Source organism: Gracilibacillus suaedae (assembly GCF_017599345.1).
Classification (GTDB): Bacteria; Bacillota; Bacilli; order Bacillales; family Amphibacillaceae; genus Gracilibacillus; species Gracilibacillus suaedae.
In genome coordinates this window covers 163,677-188,542 of sequence record NZ_JAGFVL010000057.1, presented here as the reverse complement: position 1 = coordinate 188,542, position 24,866 = coordinate 163,677, and the positions used below count along the sequence as shown (strand labels likewise).

The following is a 24,866-nucleotide window of genomic DNA, read 5'->3' as shown; positions in this document are numbered from 1 at the left end:
GAAACCCTCCTTATTCAAGAATTGATGGCACACGGAATTGACCATCTTTTTGATCAGGTGCATTCTTCAATGCATCTTCTTTCTTAATCCATTCTTTCGGCTCGTCCTTACGCATCACATTCTTCAGGTCTAATACGTGAGTGGTCGGCTCCACATTATCCGTATCCAACTCGTTTAACAGCTCAGCGTAATTAATGATATCTCCTAATTGTTGAGTAAATGTTTCTACTTCTTCGTCTGTTAATGCCAGACGTGCTAGATTTGCGACATGTTTAACTTGTTCTTTTGAGATTTCTGTCATCTTGATTCACCTCCATAAATAGTTACAACTAATGCATTTATTAGTAAAATCCATAACGTTTACCACGGTGCTAAACGTTTGTAAGACCCCCACTTTAAGCTTCCAGTAACACTTGGAAGCCAAGTGGGGGTTAATAGACGCTAACACCCTGAAAAGTTTCGCTAATGATCAGTGGGAGAAAAACCCTTAATAATCATATTCTCACTTTATTTTACCATTAATCCTATCATTGAAAAACTTTTTTGAATAGGATTAACGGTATACATGGACAAACCCTTCCTCTTCCCCTGCATCTCTTACAATTAAAGCTTCTTGCTTCTCACCTGAAGTGATATTTATCTCTAATTGATAGTCGGTAGGGAAGCCTGACAAAATAAGTCCATATACATATTGCGTAAATCCAATTAATTCGGCCTTTCCATAAAATTGAACGGGAATTTCTACTGTTAATTTACGTAACTCACCATTTTGGAAAAAACCCTTTCCAATTACACTCACATAATTCGGAAAATAAGAAGCGATATCCGATTCAAAGTCCACTAAAGTGGCTCTTACATCTGGATAAGTACTTTTTCCATAATCAGATGGAAACAGGACATTCTCTTCATTTAAGTCTTGCCAACCATCAATAGATGAACTGTCACCAGCGACATTTGTTTTAGCTACAAAATTACCAGGGACAAGAGAATTTTGCGACTCTTCGCGGAAGATTGTTAACATTATCGGTACATTTTCTAAACCTTCCATCTGCCGGACTCGTTGCACCACTTGATTTGCTATTTCTTGTGCTTCTGTCATCATATCATCTTCTGAAATTTCTTCTTCATAATAGGGGGAGTATGTACCGTCATCAAATTGTGTTCTAAATCGATAAACAGATTTCATCGCAATTCCGATCGAAATCCCTGCTAACTCCACAGAATCATCTTCTGTCTTTCTTAAATAATTTTGTTCTAAAATATGTGACAGATATTTAGGATTGTCTTTTTCTTCTTCTATTAACTCCTCATCTTCTTTAGATTCATCTGCTTCTGGGTTCAATCCCTGTGGATTATCCTCTTCATCATAGCGATCTAGCCAATTATATAAAATGTCATCCGTCAAATATTGACCTTCTTGAAAATAATAAGTATCCGGATCATACACTTCCATTGAGTGACGACGTAATCCTTCCTCTAGTTCATCGATATCTAGTCGATTTGCCACTTGGTTCGTGATTACACCTCTTGCCTGACTTAAATTAGAGTCAATTAATACTCGATAATTATCCTCCAAATTATATTTGGGGACTATGGCTGTCTCTTCTAACGATTCATCGTCGATACTTTCATCAATTACGGCCTCCTCCTGCTCCCCAAAGTCAGGTGCACAACCAGCTAAAATTAATACAACGATGAAGAGGCTAGCTAGTATTTGCTTCATTATGCTTCCTCCTCTAATACTTCTTGGAGTTTTGCCTCATCCCATATTTCAACCTCTAATTTTTTCGCTTTATCTAATTTAGATCCAGCATCTTCCCCTGCAATCAGCAAATCTGTCTTTTTACTTACACTTCCTGTAACATTACCACCAAGTGCTTCAATTTGCTGCTTTGCTTCTTGCCTTGTATAAATCTCTAATTTACCAGTCAAGACAACTGTCTTACCAGAAAAAGGACTATCTGATGCCGTTTCATTTACTTTTGGCCCTTGGTAGGTGAGGTTTAAGCCTAAATCTTTCAACTCGGAAATAAGTTGTTTTACTTGGTCATCTTCAAAATAATGAACAATCGAATCCGCCATTTTATCGCCGATTTCATCAATCGCAATTAAGTCTTCAAAATTTGCTTGCTGCAGACGGTCCATTGTTTCAAAGTGTTCTGCTAAAGTTTTTGCTGCTTTGGAACCGACAAAGCGTATGCCTAGACCAAAGAGCAATCGTTCCAATGAGTTTTCTTTGGAATTTTCAATGGCAGTTAACAAGTTTTCTACTGATTTTTCACCCATACGCTCTAATTTCAGTAATTCTTCACGCTTTAACCGATAAAGGTCGGCAATGGTGTGAATATACTCAGCATGGAAAAGTTGCTCAATAACCTTTTCTCCAAGTCCATCGATATTCATCGCAAGTCTTGAAACAAAGTGAATCAAACCTTCTTTTAATTGCGCCGGACAATTTGGATTAATACACCTTAGTGCAACTTCTTCCTCTAAACGAACGAGTTCATCTCCACATGATGGGCATGCTTCCGGCATCGCAAAAGGCTCCTGTTCCTTTGTTCGCATATCATCGACTACTCGGACCACTTCAGGGATAATGTCACCAGCTTTTTTGATTACGACTGTATCCCCTATACGGATATCTTTCTCCTTGATTAAATCTTCATTATGCAATGATGCACGTTGAACAGTAGTACCAGCCACTTTAACCGGCTCTAGTATAGCTGTTGGTGTAACAACGCCGGTTCTTCCAACACTTAGTTCGATATCGGTTAGCTTCGTCACCGCTTCTTCTGCTGGGAATTTATAAGCAATTGCCCAGCGCGGACTTTTCGCAGTGAAGCCAAGCTGTTCTTGGGCTTCGAGGTTATCTACCTTTATCACAATACCATCGATATCATAGGATAGGGTCGCTCTTTTTTCTACCCATTCTTCGACATATTGAATCACTTCTTCAATACCATGACATTTTCGCCATTCTGGATTCGTTTTAAAACCTAACTCTTGTAGATAGTTAAGACGATCACTATGAGCTTCTAAGGAACCCGATTCCCACTCTCCTACCGCATATAAGAAAATATCCAAATGACGTTTGGCCGCGATTTTCGGATCAAGCTGACGCAATGAGCCTGCCGCAGCATTTCGTGGATTGGCAAAAGGCTCTTCTCCATTTTTTTCACGCGCTTCATTTAAAGAAACAAATGCTTTCTGAGGCATATATGCTTCCCCACGCACTTCAATCGGGGACTGATCCTTAATTCTAAGCGGAATACTTCTGATCGTTTTTAAGTTACTGGTAATATCCTCACCAGTAGTGCCATCACCACGGGTAGCCCCTTGGACAAAAAGACCATCCTGATAACGCAGAGAAATCGCAAGACCATCAATTTTCAATTCACAAACATACGTAACATTGTCAGTATCTAGACCTTCACGAACACGGCGGTCAAAATCTTTTAGCTCTTCTTCGTCAAAAGCATTACCTAAACTTAACATCGGGACACGATGAGTTACTTTTTTAAATTGCTCTAATGGCTCTCCACCAACACGTTGAGAAGGTGAATCAGGTGTAATCAAATCAGGGAATTCAGCTTCTATTGCTTTTAATTCCTTCATTTTCGCATCATATTCAGCATCTGAAACACTCGGGTTATCTAACACATGGTATTGGTAGTTATATTCGGTTAATTCTTCTGTTAACGCCGTTAATTTCTGACGTGCTTCTTGTTCTGTCATTGGACGAGCACCTCCTTTTTACACTTTCGTAATCGGGGCAAATTTGGCGAGTAGTCGTTTAATACCAGTTGGTGCCGGGAAAGCAATGTCTAATTCCATCGCATCACCAGAACCTTCCACTTTGACAACTGTTCCCTGTCCCCATTTTTTATGATTAGCTTTGTCACCAACATTCCAAGCTTCTTTCTCCCCGCCTGTTGTTTGATTGACATGACGCATTGGTTGACGTTTCGGTTTTTCTGGCTGCTTTTCAAAAGGTAAATCCTGGTCTTGAATCGCTATTTTCCCAAAGGAGCCAAACGTCGATTCTTGCAATTCTTCTTTTCCTTCTAATAAGTCGGCAGGGATTTCATCAATAAAACGACTTATTGGATTCATATTCGTTCGACCAAATAATGTCCGCATCTTCGCGTGGGATACGTGAAGTAGCTCTTCAGCTCTGGTTATTCCTACATAGGCGAGACGGCGTTCCTCTTGCATCTGCTCTTCGTCCATCATCGACCGGCTATGTGGAAAAACACTTTCTTCCATACCGATCAGAAAGACTACAGGGAACTCTAACCCTTTCGCTGCGTGTAAGGTCATCATCGTGACACTGTCATCTGCTGTCGGATCATCATCCATACGGTCAATATCTGAGATCAATGCTAAGTCTGTCAGGAAATTGACTAATGTTTTATCCTCATTGGTTTCCTCAAAATGTTTCGTAACGGTTTTGAATTCTTCAATGTTTTCTAAACGTGTCTCTGCTTCAATGCTGCGTTCATTCTGGAGCATTTCTTCGTAGCCCGTTTTTTCAATTACCTGTTCGACCATATCAGTTGCGGATAGAAATTCCTGCTGTTGTTCCCAGTTTTTGATCATTTGGCCAAACTCCATTAACGATTTTGCAGCTTTAGCACTGACACCGACAAAATCTACTTCCTGCACGGCTGTGTATAAGGAAATGTCATTTGCCGTAGCATAAGCCTGGAGCTTGTCTATGCTTGTTTTTCCAACACCTCGTTTTGGCACATTGACAACACGGACAAAGCTGATGTCATCATCTGGGTTGACAATCAAACGTAAGTAGGCAAGCAAATCTTTAATCTCCTTACGATCATAGAACTTCGTGCCTCCGACCATTTGATACGGAATATTGGCTTTCATAAAGGTTTCCTCAATCGCACGGGATTGAGCATTCGTCCGGTAAAGAATCGCAATATCTTTATGCTTATATTTATTTTCCTTGATTAATTCTTCAATCCGCTCGGCAACAAATAATCCTTCTTCTCGTTCTGTAGAAGCTTGGAAATAACGAATTTTGTTCCCGTCTTGGTTCTCTGTCCATAGATTTTTCGGTTTTCTGCCTGTATTATTTTCAATTACTTGATTAGCAGCCTGGAGAATCGATTTCGTTGAACGATAATTTTGCTCTAGCATAACAACACGTGCAGACGGATAATCTTTTTCAAAGGAAAGAATATTAGAAATATCTGCACCACGCCATGCATAGATTGATTGATCGGAATCCCCAACTACACAAAGGTTTTGAAAACGTGCTGCCAACTGCTTTACTAAGGAATACTGGGCATGGTTGGTATCCTGATACTCATCAACATGAATGTATTGAAAACGACGTTGATAGTATTCCAAAACCTCCGGTACTCGTTTGAAAAGGTGAATCGTCTGCATAATTAAATCATCAAAATCTAGTGCTTGATTTTTCCGTAATCGCCGCTGATATTCGGTAAATACTTCGGAAACCTGACGATCAAAAAAGTTGTTTACTGATTCTGCAAATTTTTCAGGTGTTATTAGTTCGTTTTTCGCACTACTGATCGTACCTAGGATCGCTCTTGGTTCAAATTTTTTCGCATCAATATTTTTATCCTTTACGATATTTTTGATTACCGTTAGCTGATCACTGCTATCTAAAATCGAAAAATTACGACTATAGCCAATTCTGTCAATATCTCGCCTTAGGATACGTACACACATCGAGTGGAAGGTTGATACCCACATATCCGCTCCATATGGTCCCACAAGTCCTGCAATCCTGTCTTTCATTTCACGTGCTGCTTTATTGGTAAACGTAATCGCTAAAATGTTTCTTGGTGATACTTCCTTTTCATCTAATAAATAAGCAATACGGTGGGTTAATACTCGAGTTTTCCCACTTCCGGCACCTGCCATGATTAACAAAGGTCCTTCTGTATGCTGTACAGCCTCACGCTGTTCTGTATTTAATCCTTTTAATAAGTCGTGCATCATCCGACTCATTGTAACACCGTCCTTTTACTTTGTTGCTTTAACCGTTTTTAACGCTTCCTTCGGATTATCATATAGTGCATTACCGACCACAATAAGATCGGCATATTCACTCATCTTAGCTGCTTGTTCTTTTGTTTCAATCCCACCGCCATATATTAGCTTTGTTTTATCAAGTTCTTGACTGATCGATTGAACTAGTGACGGATCACCATATGTACCACTATATTCTAAATAGAAAAAAGGCAAGCGGAATAAATGTTCTGCCATTCTTGCATAGGCTATCACTTCGTCTTGTGTCGGCAAATTGCAATCAGCATGCTGAAACACTTTTGATTCTTCATTCATAATACAGTAGCCTTCAGCAAACATCTCGTCCCAATTAATGATATCGCCATATTCGACAACTGCTTGATGCTGGATATCCATCATCCATTTTTTATCTTGCGTGTTTAACACCAGTGGCACGAAATAATAATCATAACCTGGTGTTACCGATTCAATATTCGATATTTCTAAAATAACAGGCACTGTATAACGGCGGATTCTACTCAATAATTGCAACACACCATCCAATGTTACATCGTCTGTACCTCCAACCATGATCGCATCTGTTCCTGATTCACATATTTTATCTATCATTTCTTCAGAGATCTCTTTAGCGGGATCTAGCTTGAAGACATGTTTCCATTCGTCGATATTATACACCTTATAATCCTCCAATAATGACGATTCTATATCCATTATTTCATTATAGCAAAAATATACACCTTTTTAGAATGATATAGGAAAAGAATTTAAGAAAACATCTAATCTTTTTATAGGAGTTGATAAAGTTAGAGGAAAGGTCGGAGCTACGGGGATCTTACGGACACCTTCAATTAATATATAGGAGAACTGTCCGTAAGAGGCTTTCTAATAGACAAAACTATTCACTTGCTCTTTAAAGTGTCTGTAAGATTCATTCTTATGGACACACAAGAAAAATTCAATCAAGCTTCTTCACCACGATGCTTGTTGAGTGGACATTTAGTGCGTTATTTGACTGTATAGTACTCTTTTTTTGGTCTTGACGGACATTTAGTACCTTATTCGATTACTTTTAGTAAAAATGAACTTTATTTTCGATGAATAACGGAATAGATGTCCGCTAGCATCCTAAAAACGCCGCTTTTGTCACCAATAACGGAACAAATGTCCGCACTCATACTTGGATTTCCCGGAGGTATGGTCTCGTTACTTCGTAGCATCTCGTTTGCGAAACGTGTGTATTTTAAGCAAGCTGTTTCTTCTCGTCTTTTATAACCATTCCGTCCTGCAATATGATCGTTCGTTTTGTGTAATCTATTAATTCGTCCTCATGCGTGACGAGAATAATGGTAACACCAGATTGGTTTAGTTCTTGCAAAATATCCATGATTTCAATCGTCGTTTTGGAATCTAAATTACCAGTTGGTTCATCTGCTAATAATAATTTCGGTTTATTAGCCAACGCCCTCGCAATTGCTACGCGTTGCCGTTGTCCACCTGATAGTTGGCTAGGCATATGTTGCATACGTTCCCCGAGTCCCATTCGTTCTGCCAAGGCTTTTGCACGTTGTTTACGCTCTTGTTTTTCGATATTTTGATATAACATCGGCAGCTCTATATTTTTCCATACGTTTAATCTAGGTAGTAGATGAAATGATTGAAAGATAAAACCTAAATATTGATTACGGATATCTGATAGCTGATTAACATTTAAATGCTGTACATCCTCATGATTCAACCAATATTCACCAGAAGAAGGCTGGTCCAAACAACCTAATATATTCAGTAAAGTCGATTTACCTGAACCAGAGCTTCCCATTACCGCCGTAAATTCGCCTTCTTCAATTGTTAAATCGACACTTTTTAATGCATCTACCTTTTTTATAAAAGTTGTGATACCAATGGTTATATACTTTCTGCCTTATGAGAAAAACCAGCTACCAATAGATAACTGGTCACTCATATAATTCACTAAATACCCCGACATAATTAGTTATATTATCCCCTGCATCTTTTAGTACACTAATGGACAACCATTGCGTATAGAGTTCACCGTTTTTCCGTTTATTAGTAATTTTGCCCTGCCAAATTTCTTTTTCTCTCAATCCTTGCCACATCTCATCATAAAAACCCGGATCTTGCTGTCCAGAGCTTAGAATATTGGGATTTTGACCAATTACCTCTTCTTCGCGATAACCAGTTATTCGTTCAAAGGCACGGTTTATCTTTGTAATTCTGCCATTTTCATCTGTCACTAAAATGCCTTGCCCTGCATTATTCACAATATAGTTGGACAAATTCAATTTATCGGTATAATACATCCAAATAATGATGATTAAACTCGCCAGTGCAAACTGGGATAGTGCCATAAAACCAATTGCATAGTGACCATTGATATCATAAACCAAGGTAAGAATAATCGGTGGGAAAAATCCACCTAACCCTCCCATGGCAGCCACAATACCATTGACGATGCCAGCTTGTTTAGTGAAATATAAAGGAACTAGTTTAAAAATCGTCCCATTGCCAATACCAGCAAATAGTGCCACCGATAAACTGCCAATTGTATATAGCAGTATCGTTGGTGAAAAAGATAACAGAATACCGGAAATCGTCAAGCCTGTAAAAACGAACATTAACACTTTAAATGGATTAAACTTATCCCCTAACCAGCCCCCAACAGGTCTGAGTAATGTACATAATGCAATGAAACCTGCTGTTCGTAATCCGGCATCAACTTCAGATAGTTGAAATTCCGATACTAAAAAGTTTGGTAAATAAACGGTTAAAGCAACAAAGGACCCAAATGTTAAGAAGTAAAAGAAGCTTAAAAACCATAGTTTATTATTTTTATAAACTCCTAACACCTGTTGTTTTAATGAAGTTTGAACTTTTGGTTCTTGGCGATCTCCCCATATGAAATTGAGCACCGCAAACAGTAATAAGGGAATAATAAGTGTAAATACTGCCATGCGCCAGCCAAACATACCAGCGATAATTGGTGCACCAAATGAAGTAATCGCCGTCCCAATGTTCCCAACACCATAAATACCATTCACGAATCCGTGTTTTTCTTTCGGATAATATTTCGGTAACGACGTAACCCCGACAGAAAATACCGCCCCACCAATACCAAGGAATAATCCTGATAGAATTAAATCTGTGAAACTATTTGCCATCCCTAAATAACCAACTGGCAGGATTAGAAACAGTAAACTTAACACAAATAAACCCCGTGCTCCAAAACGATTAGCATAAAAACCTAGCGGGACTCTTAACACAGAACCTAAGATAACAGGAACTGCGGTAACAAACGATATTTGTCCTGCTGTTAAGCTAATATCTTGCTTAATAAAACTCATTAGAGACGAGAGTAATACCCAGACCATAAAGCCGACGACGAGGCTAAGCGTTTGTATGGGTAGTTGCATTTTTCTCACATTTGTCATGTTCGCCCATCCTTTCCTACACTGTTTTGTTATTGTCATGATATCTACTCTATTCAATGAAGTGTGTGATCTTTTTCACATCTGCAATTAATAATTGTTAAATTGTGTATAATTCGTGAATTTTACGTTCAAAATGGTAGAATGGGTAGATTTTTTACGAATTTATGAAATAACACTTGTATCATTACACATATAAGGTAATTTATTTTATAATAATTGTTGTGTAATGAATACTTTTTTCAGAGAATAAGTATTCAAAAATAAAAAAATACACAAGGAGGACAATCATTATGTCATTAATCGGTAAAGAAGTACTACCATTTCAAGCGTCTGCATTCCGTCAAGGAGACTTTGTAGATGTAACAGAAGAAAATTTCAAAGGTCAGTGGAGCATTGTTTGCTTCTATCCTGCAGACTTTACCTTCGTCTGCCCTACAGAACTCGAAGATTTACAAGCACAATATGCTGAATTACAAAAATTAGGTGTAGAAGTATACTCTGTTTCTACGGACACTCACTTTACACATAAAGCATGGCACGAAAGCTCTGACGCAATCGGAAAAATCGAATACACAATGATTGGTGATCCTTCACACATCATCTCTCAAAACTTTGATGTACTCCGTGAAGACGCTGGTTTAGCTGATCGCGGAACTTTCATCATCGATCCTGATGGTGTCATCCAAGCAGCTGAAATCAATGCAGAAGGTATTGGCCGTGATGCTAGTACACTAATCAATAAAATTAAAGCGGCACAATACGTGCGTAACAACCCTGGTGAAGTGTGCCCAGCTAAATGGGAAGAAGGCGGCGAAACACTTAGACCAAGTATTGATCTAGTAGGGAAAATATAAGAAAAGCGCAGAGCGTCCGTATAGAAACGTAGCGACTTCAGAATCAACTGAGATAAAGGAATCACGGTGAGCCTTACGAACCGATGATGACTTTCACCTAAAGGCATAAGTGCGACTAGGCCTCTGGTTTCACCAGTCGGCAAGTCTTCTTTATCTTAGGGCGATTCGTGAAGTCGCATAGTTTCTGGGCGCTTGCGTAGACATCTCATATATTCTTTCTCAGAAATATAAGAAAAGAGGGTCAAAATGCTTGATCAAGAAATAAAATCACAGCTTAATGAATACTTGAAACTGTTGGAGAATGATATTGTCATCAAGGCAAGCGTCGGATCTGACAATGTTTCAAAAGAGGTAGACGATCTAGTAAATGAAATTGCAGGTATGTCTGATAAAATCACAATAGAAAAAGGCTCTTTTGACCGTACTCCTAGCTTTAGCATTAATCGTGCAGGCGAGGACACTGGCGTTATTTTCGCTGGTGTCCCACTTGGTCATGAGTTTACTTCTCTAGTGTTGGCATTATTACAAGTAAGTGGACGTCCACCTAAAGTGGATGATTCTATTATTGAACAAATCAAAAAACTAGAAGGTCCGCTTCACTTCGAAACATATGTAAGCTTATCATGCCAAAAGTGTCCTGATGTCGTTCAAGCACTTAACATTATGAGTGTTGTACATCCTGACATTACCCATACGATGGTGGAAGGATCTGCTTTTAAAGAAGAAGTAGATAGTAAAGACATCATGGCTGTTCCTTCCGTTTATTTAAATGGCGAACAGTTTGTTGATGGTCGACAAACAATTGAAAGCATCCTTGAAGCACTAGGAAGCAGTGCTGACATTTCCGAGCTAAATGATAAGGATCCTTATGATGTATTAGTCGTTGGTGGAGGACCTGCTGGTTCCAGTGCTGCTATTTATGCTGCTCGTAAAGGTATCCGTACTGGTATCGTGGCAGAGCGCTTTGGTGGACAAGTACAAGACACACTTGGTATTGAAAACTTCATCACCACAACTTATACAGAAGGTCCTAAGCTAGTTGCTAACATGGAGGAACACGTTCGTGATTATGATGTAGACATCATGAACTCGATGCGTGCGAAATCTTTAGAGAAAAAAGATCTCTTTGAAGTAGAACTAGAAAACGGTGCAACACTTAAAAGTAAAACCGTTGTACTTTCAACTGGTGCTCGTTGGCGTAATATCGGCGTTCCTGGCGAAGCAGAGTTCAAGAACAAAGGTGTTGCCTACTGTCCACATTGTGATGGCCCAATTTTTGAAGGAAAAGATGTTGCCGTAATCGGTGGTGGAAACTCTGGTGTCGAGGCAGCCATTGACCTTGCTGGTATTGTAAAACATGTTACCGTACTTGAATTTTTACCAGAGTTAAAGGCTGATCAGGTATTACAAGAACGTCTGCACAGCCTACCAAATGTTACAGTACTTACAAATGCAAGAACTTCTGAAATCTATGGTTCTGATAAAGTCGAAGGATTAAAATATGTAGACCGTGAATCAGAAGAAGAGAAACAAATTGAACTTGCAGGTGTCTTCATACAAATTGGTCTCGTACCAAATACAGAATGGTTAAAAGACACAGTTGAATTAAATAAATTTGGTGAAATCGTTGTGGATGATCATGGCACAACAAGTATCCCTGGAGTATTTGCAGCAGGTGACTGTACAAACAGCGCTTATAAGCAAATCATTATTTCAATGGGATCTGGTGCTACTGCGGCATTGGGCGCATTTGATCATTTAATTCGGAACTAACATAAAAGAGGCTGTCACAAGTATTCGGTGACAGCCTTTTACATTTCTTACGGACAACATGTAAAGTTCAATCCTGTTTTTGTCCGTAATATTTATTTTTTATCAGCCAAAAATACAAGGCTGATTTCTTTTCGTGCCTGATCTAGTATTCGCATCGTTGTAAGGGAATGTTCCCATGTATTGATGTCATTTTCCAGCTTTTTTTGCTCAATTGATTCGATAAATGATTTTGCTTCATAATACATCGTGTTTTCTTCTTGCCCAGCTTCTAAAATCTCTTCAGAACCATCTTTGTACACGATTTTTACATTATTCATATCAGAAAGTTTCTCAATAACAATAGATCCTTTTTCCCCTTGAATTTCGGATGGGATAGCAGAGTTCGTAATTTTAGAAAACATACAGACACCGTTCAATGAAGGATAGTCCACTGTCACGGTTCCTTCGCCGTCAACCCCCGATTCCAGCATATATGCTGTTGCTTTCACACGGTCTGGCCCGCCAAATAAAGCGACCATCGGATAAATGCAATACACGCCAATATCCATTAATGACCCGTTTGATAATTCCGGTTTAAATGCGTTTAATACAATTCCTTCTTTGTATTTATCATAACGAGAGGAATATTGACAGAAGTTCGCAACATAACGGCGAACCGGGCCAATTTTAGCTAAACTTTCTTGAATAAGCTTAAAATTAGGAGTATGTGTCGTTTTCATTGCTTCCATCAGCGTGACGTTTTGTTGTTTGGCAGTATCAATCATCGCTTGTACCTCTTGCTGATTAGAGGCAAAAGGTTTTTCAACAATAACGTGTTTACCACCTTTCATACAAGCTATCGCATGTTCACAGTGATAAGCTGTCGGCGAAGCAATATAAACGGCATCGACTTTGTCACTGTCTGCCAACTCCTGAATAGTTGTATATGTATGCTCGACATTATACTTACTCGCAAACTCTCTTGCTTTTTCTTCCGTGCGTGAATAAACAGCATTTAACTCAAAATCAGCTAATTTACTTGCTCCATCAATAAAACGATCGGTAATCCAATTCGTACCTATTACTCCAAAGCGAATCATATATATTGCCTCCATTTTGTTGTTATTTTTTCTGGACACTTCCAAAGATTATCTGGACACTATTTCACTTTTTCTGGACACTTTCCACTGTTATCTGGATACTTTCATCATTGTTCTGGACACTACCTAAAAAGAGTCCCTTCAGCTAAGAAGGCACTCCTAATTTTACTCTTTTTCCTTCAAACGATCCAACACCATACGGTATCCATCGGTGCCATAAGCAAGGCATCTCTTCACTCGAGAGATGGTTGTCGTAGATGCGCTTGATTCTTCTGCAATAGCGGTGTATGTTCTGCCTTCGTCAAGCATTTTCGCTACTTGTAATCGTTGTGCCAATGATTGAATTTCATTCATTGTTGCAATATCATCAAAAAAGCGGTAGCACTCTTCCCGGTCTTCCAGCGATAAAATAGCATCAAATAATTGATCTAATTGTTTGCCACGCAATTTATCGATTTGCATGGTATACATCTCTCCTTTTTACTCCGCTGTGTTTGAAAACTCAACACCATCAATACCAGGGCTTGTAGGAATCACATTGATCCAAGTTTGTCCTGGAACTAACGGAACAGGCTCTCCATCTTTCGTTGGGATTATTCTACCATCTTTTCTTTCCCATTGCACGTCTTGCACTTTACCTTGCTGTAGTAATAAAGCATTTCCGCCGGAACTAAAATCAATCTCACGGCGTCCTTGATCATCAATTACTTGATGAGCTGTTTCCATGATTAATACATTATCCAATTGAATAGGCGAACTGTCGGCATATTCTACTGTCTGTACACCATCACTATATCGAAAATATTTTTCTGTTGTCTCATCATATTGGTACCTTACACTATAATTACCGTAATGAAAGCTAACATCAGAAGCATCTTCACCTTCTACAGACTCGTCCTCCAAAAATGCCATCGGTTGATAATCTGCTTCAAGCGAATATCCCTGTTCCTCTGCCCGATCGTAGATACCGTCAAATAGTGTATACGAATTATGCGGCGGGTTACGATCAGTTGATCTTTCAAATAACACTTTATCATTATCATAATACATACCATTTAATCCTTGCACTGCACCTGATTGAATCATATTTTCTATATGATCTGCAGCACCATGATAAACATAAAGCGCATTATAATCGTTTGCTAGATTAAAATAGTATGGTCTTGCACTTCTAACAGGACCAACACGATCAGGTATATGACTTTGATAGAGAGCCATAAAACGAGTAACATTGCCTTCTGCCAAAATTTCAAACACCATATCTGCCTGAGAAAGGCCTGTTTGTGGTCTTGCTTTTGGGTGATTGTTGACCATAACAGCAATTAATCGATCCGTCACATCCTCCTCCGCTTCAAGCCCCGTTAGCGGGTATACATGCTCTGGTTTCTCCGGTTCTTCAGGCTCAACCGGCTCCTCTTCCACACTTTCCTCTGGTTCTTCCTGATCTTGTTCGTTTGTCGTTTCTTCATCATTAGAACATGCTACAAGTGAACATAATAAAATAATAAAAAGTACACACCATTTCTTCATCCAAAAGGCCACCTTTTCTAATCTCTAAAAATAGTTTAAACGGAATATCGGCATGCTTATTCGCTGCATGCCGATAGAACTAATTCTATTATAGAGGAAAGTTGACTAATCGCCAACCTCTTTTCTTAACGCATAATCGCTGGAAAGAGTATATCTTTCTTCTTTACATCGATTATGCCTAACGGTGTAATCCGTACAAAAGGTAAATGCATCGACGATAAGAAAAGTAAATTGTAAGGTGGATCTTCATATTGATAGCCGTGATCGATTAAAATTTCCTTTAATTGTTTATCTTCTTCTATCAGTTTTGGCATCTTGCCTTTGTACATCATGCCAGCAATTTGCAACGGTAATTCAAAAACAACTTTTCCTTCATGCACAAGGACAATTCCACCGCCAATTTCCTTCATTCTTGAAAACGCTAGTAACAGATCTGATTTACTTTTCCCGATTAACACGATATCACCGGTTAACGAATAGGAACTGGCCAATCCACCTAATGTTTTCGTAAACCCTTTTATAATGGTGTTTACTCGCCACTGTCCTTCACGGTCGATTAACATCAGGAACGATTCATCTTTTGAGTTCGTAATTTCTTCCGTATTGGCGTCAATCGTAATTGGATATGGTTTCATGATGACATCATTAACCATTTTTAAACCGACTGGCATCGAGAATTGCAAGTCTTTTTCTGTTAACTGCCAATCTAATCTAAGTTCTCCTAATCCGTATTTATCCCAATCGATTTCGATATCTTGCTCAACCAATTGTCCGTCTTTTTTCAACCACATTCCTTTAGCAATAACAGATTCCGGTGTGGCATTATTAACTTCTGATAATATATTTAAATGTGCTACTCGACCTGGTGCTATCCCACCGAGTCGTTCTTCTAAATGGAATTGCTCAGCTGCATTATATGTCCCCATCATATATGCTTCAATCTCCGGAACTCCACTATCTATTGCGATTTGAATACATTGATTAATGATACCATTCTCGTAAAAAGCAGGTGTAGAGCCGTCTGTAGTCATCGTTAGAAAATCATAAGAATGGATCCCGAGATCCTGTAATTCTCTTAACAACTTTGCCAAATCAGGGCGTACCGAAGAATTGCGCAAGCCTACGCGATACCCCATTGATAAACGGTTATATACTTCTTCTCCTGATAATGCTTCATGATCTGAGCTAACACCAAGAAGCTTTAACTTCACTAATGTATGCTCAGAAGCACCCGGGAAGTGCCCCTCAACCGGCTTGCGAAGTCTCTTTGCTTCCTGCATCCAATGGAGAATACGGTCATCATCACGCATCACTTGGGGCCATGCCGTTAATTCTCCTCCTTGCACAACTGCTTCATGCTGTAACCATGCTTGCACTTCCTCATCCTTAAAAATCTCTTGTTCCTCATTAATTTCAGACTGCGAGTCAAACCTTGCCCACCAATACATCGATACGGGGAGCTTCATGAAATCCTCTAACAATGTAAACGCTTTCTCTCTATTGGTTAAATAAAGCCATGGTAAGTTGTCATTCATCAATGTTGTTGTTCCTGTTTGGCCGGCATACATAGCTAATTCATAAGGGTTATAAAGTTGAAATGGATGTGCGTGTGGTTCAATATAACCTGGGACCACATATTTACCTGTACAATCTACTACTTCAACATCTGTTAAAGATGTAGGTAATTTTGAACCAACATATACAATCCTATCATGGTAAATCCAAATATGAGCCTCCAACCATTTTCTTAAAAAAACATTTAAGTAAAGCGCATTTTTCAGAATTAATGTTGGTGACTCTTTACCATCAATAACAGCTACTTGCTTACGAATTTCTTTATTTCTCCATCTATATAAATGATCATTCATCATAATCTCCTCAACTTCTTTTTTGATTTCCTTTTATTCTAACATGCATTGATAGCGTTTGCATTGTGTATTTTTTACAAATTTATGACTATTTTTTAGGCAGATTTACGTATAAAAAGAAGCATAACAAAGGATACGACAATAATAGATAAAACCCACGCCCATGCAAGTGTTATTTTATTGGATTCAAAGGCTACATAAATCGCCATTGGTATTGTCTGTGTTCGTCCAGGAATATTTCCGGCAAACATTAATGTAGCTCCAAATTCGCCTAATGCTCTGGCAAAGCTAAGAATCACACCTGAAAGAATAGGTCTCTTGATTAATGGTAAAGTGATATACCTAAAAACATTCCATTCGTTGGAGCCATCTACTCTTGCCGCATCTTCTATATGACGGTCCACAAATGTTAAACCTGTTTTAACAGATTGATACATAAGTGGAAAAGCAACTACTACCGCTGCGATTACTGCAGCCCAAATGGTAAACATTAGTGACTGATTAAACAATAGATTCGTTACTTTACCTAACAAACCGTTTTGACCAAATAACATGATTAAAATAAACCCGATTACTGTTGGGGGTAAAACAATTGGTAATAATAATATTGTTTCAATTAACACTTTTCCTCTAAATTTTTTCTTGGACATCACCCATGCTGCCGAAACTCCTAAAATAAAGACAACCAGTAATGCTATACTCGCAACTATTAGTGATAATTTAATCGGTTGAAAAAATGTTTCCATCTGTGTCACCATCTATTTCTTGAAATCCGTATTGTTGAAAAATGTCGAGTGCTTTTGCTGATTGTAAGTAGTTATAAAAAGCTTCTACCGCTTGAGAATCCTCGATGATACCAACTGGGTATATGATTGGTTCATGCTTTCCCAATGGCAGTGTTTCATTGATTTGCACCTTATCAGAAATTAATGCATCTGTACGATAGACAATGCCAGCATCTACATTACTAGTTTCTACATATTGCATGACTTGTCTAACATCTTTGGTAAAAATGAGTTTCTCTTTTATTTCCTGATATATCCCTTGTGCTGTCAAAGCTTGTTTTGCATAGTTGCCAGCTGGAACGGTCTCCGGTGTGCCAATCGCCATTTGATCAAATGATCCCACAGTAGTAGCTGGTTGATCACTTTGTGGCTGAATCCACACCAGTTCATTCGCTAATAAAGCACGAGCATTCTCTTCCTTGATTAATCCTGCTTGCAACACACGATCAAAATGTGGAACAGATGCCGAAAAGAAAATATCTGCTGGTGCCCCTTGGATAATTTGCTGACTCAATGAGCCTGATCCGCCCAAATTGAGCGATACATTTATATGAGGGTTTTCCTCTTCGAATTGTTGTACAATCTCTTGTAATGTGTCTGTTAAGGATGCTGCTGCCGAAATCGTTATTTCTTCCTCTTCCTGCTGGCATGCCGTTAATAGACTAAGAGCTAATAATATGTATAGTATTCGTTTCATTTTCATCGGTAACCCTTCCTGTCATGATCTTTCTATTATAACATGTTTTTTTATAGTATAATGATGGCGAAGGTTGGTGATAGCATGGCTGATTTTTCTCATATAAATAAACAAGGTAGAGCAAAAATGGTGGATATAACAGACAAACAGATAACAAGCAGAACTGCCATTGCCCGCTCAAGCATTTTGGTAAATCAAGAAATCTACACGAAAATCGTGGATCAAACTATCGGTAAAGGGGATGTCCTTTCTGTTGCACAAGTAGCAGGAATTATGGCAGCAAAGCAAACATCAACAATTATTCCGATGTGTCATCCGTTACCATTAAGCGGGGTCAACATTCATTTTGACTGGAAAAACGATGAGGATACATATGAGCTAGTGATAACAGTAGAAGCCAAGACTAAAGGAAGCACCGGGGTTGAAATGGAAGCTTTAACCGCTGCTTCTGTTACGGCATTAACGATTTATGATATGTGTAAAGCAGTTGATAAAGGTATGGTAATTGGGCAAACTTATTTAGTTGAAAAAACTGGTGGGAAAAGTGGGGTATATAGGAGAAAAGAGTAATCACTCAATATGATGTTGAGTGATTTTTGATTTCAGTTAAAATCTCGTTTTTCAACTAAAGAGTGATTCGAATGGTAAAAAGCGTAATGGGTTAAACTCCGTTACGCTTTTTACTAAACTGTTAATTGAGGTTGAAAATTAAATATTTCACCCCTAAACCGAACTCGTTACGAAAAATAGCAGTTGTTATTCCTGAGTGTATAGTGCTAAACATTAGCTAGAATTTCTATTAATAAATTCTCCATTATATACCTTTTTGATAGGGGATTGTTTTACACCACCATTAATTTTATTTACTATGTGATTTACTAAGTCATTAGACATATCCTGAATATGATTACAGATAGTGGAAATTTGTGGATTCGTAACTAGTGATATTGGGTGATTATCAAAACCAACTATTGATAAATGTTGAGGTATTTGAATGTTATTTCTAATAGCCGATCTTATTAATCCAGCGGCAACGAAGTCACTTCCAGCGATAATGCCTTCTATTTCTAAATTATCTCTAAAAAGTCTTTTACCTAATATGATTCCATCTTCTATATTGGATATGTCATTAAAAAGAAAGTCTTTGTTGTGCTTTAATCCCTTTTTATTGTGAGCTAAAATAAATCCCTTTAATCTTGCTTGTTGTAAAGGGGAAGAAATATTGTCCGAACAGAAGCCTAATTTTGTAAACCCTTTACTTAGGAGATATGATGTTGCTTTCATTGTTACCTCTTCCTCATTTAAACAAAAAACGTCAAAATAGTCTCCTCGAAAATCTTCATTACAAGCAACGATTATTTTATTTCCTGTATATTCAGCAATTTCTACCTCTGGTAATGTAGAGGAAGTTAAAATAAGGGCATCATATTCATTTTTTTGAAGTTGATTGTATACCTCTCTTTCTATATTTTTGTCTAAAAAAGTTTGATGCACGACAGTTTTAAAACCACTTTTATAACAATCAGCAGATATATAGCTAACTAATTGACTAAAATAAGGATGATTTAGATCAGGGATGAGAATAGCTATACACTTTGTTTGCTTTTGCCGAAATTGTTTAGCAAGAGAATTTGTAACATAATTATGCTCTTGCATAACTTTAATTACTTTGCTTTTTGTTTCAGTTGATACATAAGGGTGATTAGAAATTACCCTTGAAACTGTTGATTTCGAAACACCACTTAGACGAGCAATATCATATATTGTTACCATTTTGCACCTCTAAAAAAAATATTGACATGGGACCAATCCCAGCAATTATATTATAACAAAGTAAATCAATGGGGTGGTTAATAGTGAATTATAGGATTAATAAATCTTTTCCAACTTCTCATGAGGTAAATTATCTAATCTTTTTTGATTTTGATGAAACTTATTTCCCTCATGATTGTACAGATGAATTGTTGAATAATTTATATGAATTGGAGGAGTACCTTAATAATCTCGTACATAAACGATTCGTCAAAATCGGTTGGATAACTGGAAGCGACCTAAATCAAATTGTTCATAAAATGGAGCGGGCAAATATTTCTTATAGTCCCCATTTTATAGCAAGTAACTTAGGTACTGAAGTATATAATGTAAGAGAAAATGGAGAATTGCTAATTAATAAGGAATGGGAAAACAGATTAACAAAAGCTAATTTCTCAAACGACAAGGTAAAAGAACTTATTAATGAATTGGACAATGTATATAAAATTAAACTTGTAGAGCAAACTCAGTTTGGACAAAAACGTTATAAGTTTAACTACTACTATTTTGAAAAATCCAAGACGCAAAGCCAATATGATTTAAAGATAATTAGACATTTAGCTAAAATAAACGGTATAGGAATAAATATAAACCAATGCAATCCAAAAGCAGGAGACCCTGAAGGTGCATTTGATGTTGATTTTATCCCTCATAATACAGGAAAAAAAGAAGTAGTAAAGTTTATGATTAACTATTATCAAGTGCCTTTAGTTAACACAATTGCTTTTGGAGATAGTGGTAATGATATAGAGATGCTAAAAACAGTAAAGCATGGTTATTTATTGGGTAATGCCACCGAAGAAGCCAAAGGATTACACGATAAAGTAACAGTATCTCATTATTCTAGCGGGATACTAGAAGTCCTTAAAAACATTTTCTAAACCTTTGTTTAGATGATACCTAAAGTTGTTTAAGGAAATCTCAGTACAAATCGGTAAGGAAAATAAAATGGTTTGTACTTGTCACATAAATATGGGGTGTGAGAGTGGTATAAGTATGACAATTTGCAATGGGGGTAGAATGTCTAAAAGAGAATAAATTCAAAAGACTGAAGGAAACTAGCGAGTTATATTTGTTAACTTACGACAATAGCTCTGTTACACAAGCGTTACAGACAGCCAAAATACCTTATACTTGCCTAATTAGGGAATTACCACGATTTTATGATTTATTTGGGTGGTTCAAGAGCAAAAACCTTCTATCTCAACCACTCTTGACCAATAGAAAGGGCTATTGTCGCACAGTTAAGGATAACTCCCTTATCTGAATTCAAAAGGTTAGGATTGCGTTTCACTCTCAATTGGGATTTACGGACGATTAGTACCGTTAGATATCCTTATTGATCTCCCTCATCACATGTCCCAACTCAGGTATAATCAATTTTTCCATCGCTAATTTAACAGCTCCTGAGGAACCTGGCGTAGCAAAAATGGCTTTATCTCGGACTACACCTGCTGTTGCACGAGAAAGAATCGCTGCTGAACCGATATCTTCCGTGTAACTTAACATCCGGAAAATTTCTCCGAACCCAGTTATTTCTTTATCTAGCATATTCTCGATCACTTCAATAGTCACATCACGTTTGGCAATTCCTGTACCACCATTGATTAAGATTGCTTCAATGTCCTTCTGCTGAATACCTTTTTCAATCGCTTGTTGAATTTCTGTTTGTTCATCTTTGACGATATTATAAGCATTGACTTGATGATTATGTTCTTCTAAATATTGATGCATCAACTTACCACTTTTATCGGTATCTTTTGTTCTTGTATCGCTGACGGTAATGATTTTACATCTTACTATTTTAGGCGCTTCTGTTTTGTGTACTTGTGACATGCTATTAAACTCCTTTTTTATAGAAAACTGTTTCGTTCATTTTATCATAGAAAACTAGAGTAGTGGTGCCTCTCCTTGGTACTGTAATCGGATTACTTTATTATCTACAAGTTTTGCTGGGTATAGAATAATTTCACCAGTAGGAGGATCTATTGTGTTTTGATCAAAGTTAAAATCATCCCCTAATCCAATCGTCCATACAGCTTCGTTATTTTCCGTTAACACGATAGCCAATGTACCATATTGATGTACCTGTTCCCATTCAAACAGATGTTGGTCATCATGATGGACGACCATGATCCCCTCTGAACTAGCAGTTACTTCCGTATTCTCCCCTTTCCATTGTCCGTGAATTTGAGCTCCAACATAAGAATAGGATAACCCGTCATTTCGATCACCATATGTACCTACAAATTGCTGAATATGCTTCTGATTATCTTCATACGTAAAAACAGCAATATCATCCGCTAACCATTTTATCTCTCCTGCTGTAGCAATCGAACTGGGCAACGCTTCTTTCGGACGAGCTAATATCCGGTAATAACTACGATAATAGACCGCTTCATTCTTATCGGTATTTTTCTTCAACGAGAAAACTTGCTTCATATCTGGTGAAATACTTGTGATATTTTCAATCTTTTGATTGCTTTGATACATCAGATAACCATTTACACTAATGATCATTATCGTTATCACGACAAGAATACTATTTCCCATTTTCTTAAATGATAGTAGTAGCAACAGACTGATCGCTAGACTAACGGCAATGATCATATTAAAAATATAAAGTAAGCGGTTATCAATGTACTCCGCCTGATAGTATGATTGAACAATTAAACTACCTATTTGCAATACGCTTAATGAGGTAGCAATTAACAATAAGCTGATCCCGATCCACTTAGCCCATTTCTTCATTTTCTGGCACAACCTCCTCTGCAAACTGCCATGTATGTCCATTATCCGTTGAAATAAATTTTGCTCTAATCAATCCGTCTTGGTAGTAATCACCATTGGGTCCTTGATCCATTATTAAGGCAAGGTGATCCTCTTCTTTATATGGTGCTCTGGCAATGACAAAGACTCTATCATATTGAGAAGGCATATTAAATACTGCCTGTTCCCATGTTTCCCCTTGGTTATTTGTCACAAATAAATCTGGCGCCTCAGGGTTTATCGTACCGTAGGACATGAAGCCTGTCTCCTCATCAACAAACCCACCATCCGCTACTAGTCTTGTTGTATTCGGCATATTGATAGATTTCCAGCTTTCACCTTGATTAGTAGATATATATATCAATGATCTCTCCTGTGACATCGTTCGATTATTAGATAAAATAACATACCAGAATTGATCATCCATGAATTCTATTTTTCTGAACCTGATGACAGGAATCCCATTATCTACAATGCTCTCCTCCCATGTTTCCCCCTGATTCTGTGAACAGATCACTTTTATTCCACCTTCTGAATAAAGAAAAGCAGCATTGTTCTCTGTTAGAATAAAACTATTCTCGATTAACTCTGTTTCTCCGCCTTGATATTCTCCTTGGAAGAGTAGATCCTTTTCAACAGGAACAGTCGTCCATGTATTACCGTCATCATAAGTCATTTGTAATTCATCATTTTGAAGGCTATAACCTATTGTATCCTCCTCATTTACCTTGATCGGAACTAGTGGTTCCTTTTCTTCGGGTGTATTGCTTTCCTCTTGTTGTTGGTTCTGTTCAACATTATAGTAAGGTAAAGGGACTGGTTCGCGACTTTGCTCATAAAAAATGGTTAAGATAATCGTTAGAACGATCATACCACTAAGTGCTATTAATACTTTTTGCATAATGTGATCCTCCTTAATTGAATTATACAACATTTTCTTACATCTAAGGGAATCGTTAGCTATTTCTACTTATTCGAAGGCAAAAAAAATCAAAAAAAGAAAATACTGTGCTTTTATAATGAATGTGAGAGGGGGGGGAATTCCTATTGTCATACACAATACAATGAAGCTATAAAAAAACAATTGACTGGATCGAACAGCACCTTCAAGAAGAGATTCATATTGACGATGTTACCAGAGTCAGCCATTTCTCTAGGTATCGCTTTCATCGTATTTTAATGTACCTACAACACATTTAGAGATTAATGTGGTACTGCTGAGCCAACCAACCTAAACTTTGAAGAGTAAAAAAAGCTTGGTGCAGACCAAGCTTTTTTTTACTCTTCTATAGCATTATTATTTATGATGGATACTTTTCTCTGATTTACCACTCTTCTGTCCTTCATATCGCTTATGACGCCAGTTCTTTTAAGAAGTAAGAATAATCTTATTCCCAGACGGGTCTTTCGTAATAGCTTGGTTTTCTTCTTCCTTAACAGAAGCACCAATTGCCTTCAAATTTTGTACCGTATGATGGACCGCTTCTTTTGTTGGATAGGTGATCGTATAAGATTGCAAACCGACACTATTTTCTGAAGGTTGTGGGGCACCAACTCCATTCCATGTGTTCAAACCAATGTGATGATGATACTTCCCTGTTGAGATAAATAATGCTTGATTACCGAATTGGGATACCGTTTCGAAACCTAAACCTTTTTCATAAAAATGTTTGGTATTTTCCATTTCTGCAACATGCAGATGAATATGGCCCATTACAGTCTCTTTTGGTAGTCCTTGCCATCCGCCTTTTACTCCTGCTTGTAAAAGGTCTTCAAAATTCAATGGATCGACAGCCATTGCTACTTGATCACCTTGCCATGTCCAACCAGCAGGCTCTCTATCACGGTAGACTTCAATTCCGTTTCCATCTGGATCTGAGAAGTATAACGCTTCACTTACTAAATGATCAGACGACGCCAAAGGTAATCCAACATCTATACTATGAAAAACAAAGTTTGCGAGGTCCCTTCTTGTTGGTAGTAATATTGCAAAATGGTACAAACCTGTTGTTCGTGTCTGTTTCGGCTCGACATTTTCGGGTTGTTCCAAGGTAAGAATACTTATCTTACCATCTGCAGTTAGTTCAGCTGTTGTGTTGTTTATGTCTAATATATCAAACCCGATAACTTTTTGATAAAAAGCAATCGATCTATTTAAATCCTGCACTTTGATGGTGACATTACTGACAAATGTGATCGGTTTTCGATGAAAATTCATTATTTGTCTCCTTTATA

22 protein-coding genes are annotated in these 24,866 nt (G+C 37.8%); 4 read left to right on the top strand and 18 right to left on the bottom strand.

What is annotated here, in order from left to right:
• Positions 1-10: 10 nt before the first annotated feature.
• The 7 genes from gatC to J5J03_RS17615 form a co-directional block, all read right to left on the bottom strand.
• Positions 11-301 carry an Asp-tRNA(Asn)/Glu-tRNA(Gln) amidotransferase subunit GatC gene (gatC, locus tag J5J03_RS17645; protein ID WP_208591343.1) on the bottom strand — a complete coding sequence of 97 codons (291 nt, stop codon included), beginning with the start codon at positions 299-301 and terminating at the stop codon, positions 11-13.
• Between the two features lie 252 nt (positions 302-553).
• Positions 554-1,723: a CamS family sex pheromone protein gene (locus tag J5J03_RS17640; protein WP_208591340.1), complete on the bottom strand. Its 1,170-nt coding sequence runs from the start codon at positions 1,721-1,723 to the stop codon at positions 554-556.
• Positions 1,723-3,735 carry an NAD-dependent DNA ligase LigA gene (ligA, locus tag J5J03_RS17635; RefSeq protein WP_208591338.1) on the bottom strand — a complete coding sequence of 671 codons (2,013 nt, stop codon included), beginning with the start codon at positions 3,733-3,735 and terminating at the stop codon, positions 1,723-1,725. The genes J5J03_RS17640 and ligA overlap by 1 nt, the downstream gene beginning before the upstream one ends.
• Positions 3,736-3,753: 18 nt before the next feature.
• Positions 3,754-5,997: a DNA helicase PcrA gene (gene pcrA, locus J5J03_RS17630; protein WP_208591336.1), complete on the bottom strand. Its 2,244-nt coding sequence runs from the start codon at positions 5,995-5,997 to the stop codon at positions 3,754-3,756.
• A 15-nt stretch (positions 5,998-6,012) separates the two neighbouring features.
• Positions 6,013-6,693, bottom strand: a complete 681-nt coding sequence (pcrB, locus tag J5J03_RS17625; protein ID WP_208591334.1) for a heptaprenylglyceryl phosphate synthase — start codon at positions 6,691-6,693, stop codon at positions 6,013-6,015.
• Positions 6,694-7,258: 565 nt separating this feature from the next.
• The gene (locus J5J03_RS17620; RefSeq protein ID WP_208591400.1) at positions 7,259-7,924 is read right to left on the bottom strand and encodes an ABC transporter ATP-binding protein; all 666 of its coding nucleotides are present in this window, start codon (positions 7,922-7,924) and stop codon (positions 7,259-7,261) included.
• A 46-nt stretch (positions 7,925-7,970) separates the two neighbouring features.
• Positions 7,971-9,464, bottom strand: a complete 1,494-nt coding sequence (locus tag J5J03_RS17615) for a nitrate/nitrite transporter (RefSeq protein ID WP_208591332.1) — start codon at positions 9,462-9,464, stop codon at positions 7,971-7,973.
• Positions 9,465-9,754: 290 nt separating this feature from the next.
• On the opposite strand from J5J03_RS17615, the gene ahpC reads away from it, so the two are divergent.
• Together ahpC and ahpF are read left to right on the top strand one after the other, a co-directional pair.
• Positions 9,755-10,318 carry an alkyl hydroperoxide reductase subunit C gene (gene ahpC / locus J5J03_RS17610; protein ID WP_208591329.1) on the top strand — a complete coding sequence of 188 codons (564 nt, stop codon included), beginning with the start codon at positions 9,755-9,757 and terminating at the stop codon, positions 10,316-10,318.
• 246 nt (positions 10,319-10,564) lie between these two features.
• Complete coding sequence (ahpF, locus tag J5J03_RS17605) at positions 10,565-12,091, top strand: alkyl hydroperoxide reductase subunit F (RefSeq protein WP_208591327.1); 1,527 nt, start codon at positions 10,565-10,567, stop codon at positions 12,089-12,091.
• A 92-nt stretch (positions 12,092-12,183) separates the two neighbouring features.
• Here the strand turns inward: ahpF and J5J03_RS17600 are convergent, their stop codons facing one another.
• The 6 genes from J5J03_RS17600 to modA form a co-directional block, all read right to left on the bottom strand.
• Positions 12,184-13,170, bottom strand: coding sequence for a Gfo/Idh/MocA family protein (locus J5J03_RS17600; protein WP_208591325.1), 987 nt, complete (start codon positions 13,168-13,170; stop codon positions 12,184-12,186).
• 165 nt (positions 13,171-13,335) lie between these two features.
• Positions 13,336-13,632, bottom strand: coding sequence for a YerC/YecD family TrpR-related protein (locus J5J03_RS17595; protein WP_018932368.1), 297 nt, complete (start codon positions 13,630-13,632; stop codon positions 13,336-13,338).
• Positions 13,633-13,650: 18 nt separating this feature from the next.
• On the bottom strand, positions 13,651-14,700 hold the full coding sequence (locus tag J5J03_RS17590) for a DUF3048 domain-containing protein (RefSeq protein WP_208591323.1): 1,050 nt from the start codon (positions 14,698-14,700) through the stop codon (positions 13,651-13,653).
• A gap of 125 nt (positions 14,701-14,825) precedes the next feature.
• Positions 14,826-16,568 carry an adenine deaminase C-terminal domain-containing protein gene (locus J5J03_RS17585; RefSeq protein WP_208591320.1) on the bottom strand — a complete coding sequence of 581 codons (1,743 nt, stop codon included), beginning with the start codon at positions 16,566-16,568 and terminating at the stop codon, positions 14,826-14,828.
• 95 nt (positions 16,569-16,663) lie between these two features.
• Positions 16,664-17,314, bottom strand: coding sequence for a molybdate ABC transporter permease subunit (modB, locus tag J5J03_RS17580; protein ID WP_208591318.1), 651 nt, complete (start codon positions 17,312-17,314; stop codon positions 16,664-16,666).
• Positions 17,289-18,056 carry a molybdate ABC transporter substrate-binding protein gene (gene modA / locus J5J03_RS17575; protein WP_208591311.1) on the bottom strand — a complete coding sequence of 256 codons (768 nt, stop codon included), beginning with the start codon at positions 18,054-18,056 and terminating at the stop codon, positions 17,289-17,291. Before modA ends, modB begins: the two co-directional genes overlap by 26 nt.
• Positions 18,057-18,134: 78 nt before the next feature.
• On the opposite strand from modA, the gene moaC reads away from it, so the two are divergent.
• Positions 18,135-18,620: a cyclic pyranopterin monophosphate synthase MoaC gene (gene moaC / locus J5J03_RS17570; RefSeq protein ID WP_208591310.1), complete on the top strand. Its 486-nt coding sequence runs from the start codon at positions 18,135-18,137 to the stop codon at positions 18,618-18,620.
• Positions 18,621-18,833: 213 nt separating this feature from the next.
• Here the strand turns inward: moaC and J5J03_RS17565 are convergent, their stop codons facing one another.
• On the bottom strand, positions 18,834-19,823 hold the full coding sequence (locus tag J5J03_RS17565; RefSeq protein WP_208591309.1) for a LacI family DNA-binding transcriptional regulator: 990 nt from the start codon (positions 19,821-19,823) through the stop codon (positions 18,834-18,836).
• Positions 19,824-19,906: 83 nt separating this feature from the next.
• Here J5J03_RS17565 and J5J03_RS17560 point away from each other — a divergent pair, with 83 nt between their 5' ends.
• Entirely contained in the window at positions 19,907-20,743 is an 837-nt protein-coding gene (locus J5J03_RS17560) for an HAD-IIB family hydrolase (RefSeq protein WP_331460520.1), read from the top strand.
• Between the two features lie 445 nt (positions 20,744-21,188).
• Here the strand turns inward: J5J03_RS17560 and J5J03_RS17555 are convergent, their stop codons facing one another.
• From J5J03_RS17555 to J5J03_RS17540, 4 genes are all read right to left on the bottom strand, one after another.
• Positions 21,189-21,698 (bottom strand): MogA/MoaB family molybdenum cofactor biosynthesis protein, encoded by a 510-nt coding sequence (locus J5J03_RS17555; protein WP_208591305.1) that lies wholly within the window; start codon positions 21,696-21,698, stop codon positions 21,189-21,191.
• 54 nt (positions 21,699-21,752) lie between these two features.
• Positions 21,753-22,613 carry a hypothetical protein gene (locus J5J03_RS17550; protein WP_208591303.1) on the bottom strand — a complete coding sequence of 287 codons (861 nt, stop codon included), beginning with the start codon at positions 22,611-22,613 and terminating at the stop codon, positions 21,753-21,755.
• Complete coding sequence (locus J5J03_RS17545; RefSeq protein ID WP_208591300.1) at positions 22,597-23,532, bottom strand: WD40/YVTN/BNR-like repeat-containing protein; 936 nt, start codon at positions 23,530-23,532, stop codon at positions 22,597-22,599. The genes J5J03_RS17550 and J5J03_RS17545 overlap by 17 nt, the downstream gene beginning before the upstream one ends.
• A 468-nt stretch (positions 23,533-24,000) precedes the next feature.
• Entirely contained in the window at positions 24,001-24,849 is an 849-nt protein-coding gene (locus tag J5J03_RS17540; RefSeq protein ID WP_208591298.1) for a VOC family protein, read from the bottom strand.
• Positions 24,850-24,866 lie beyond the last annotated feature (17 nt).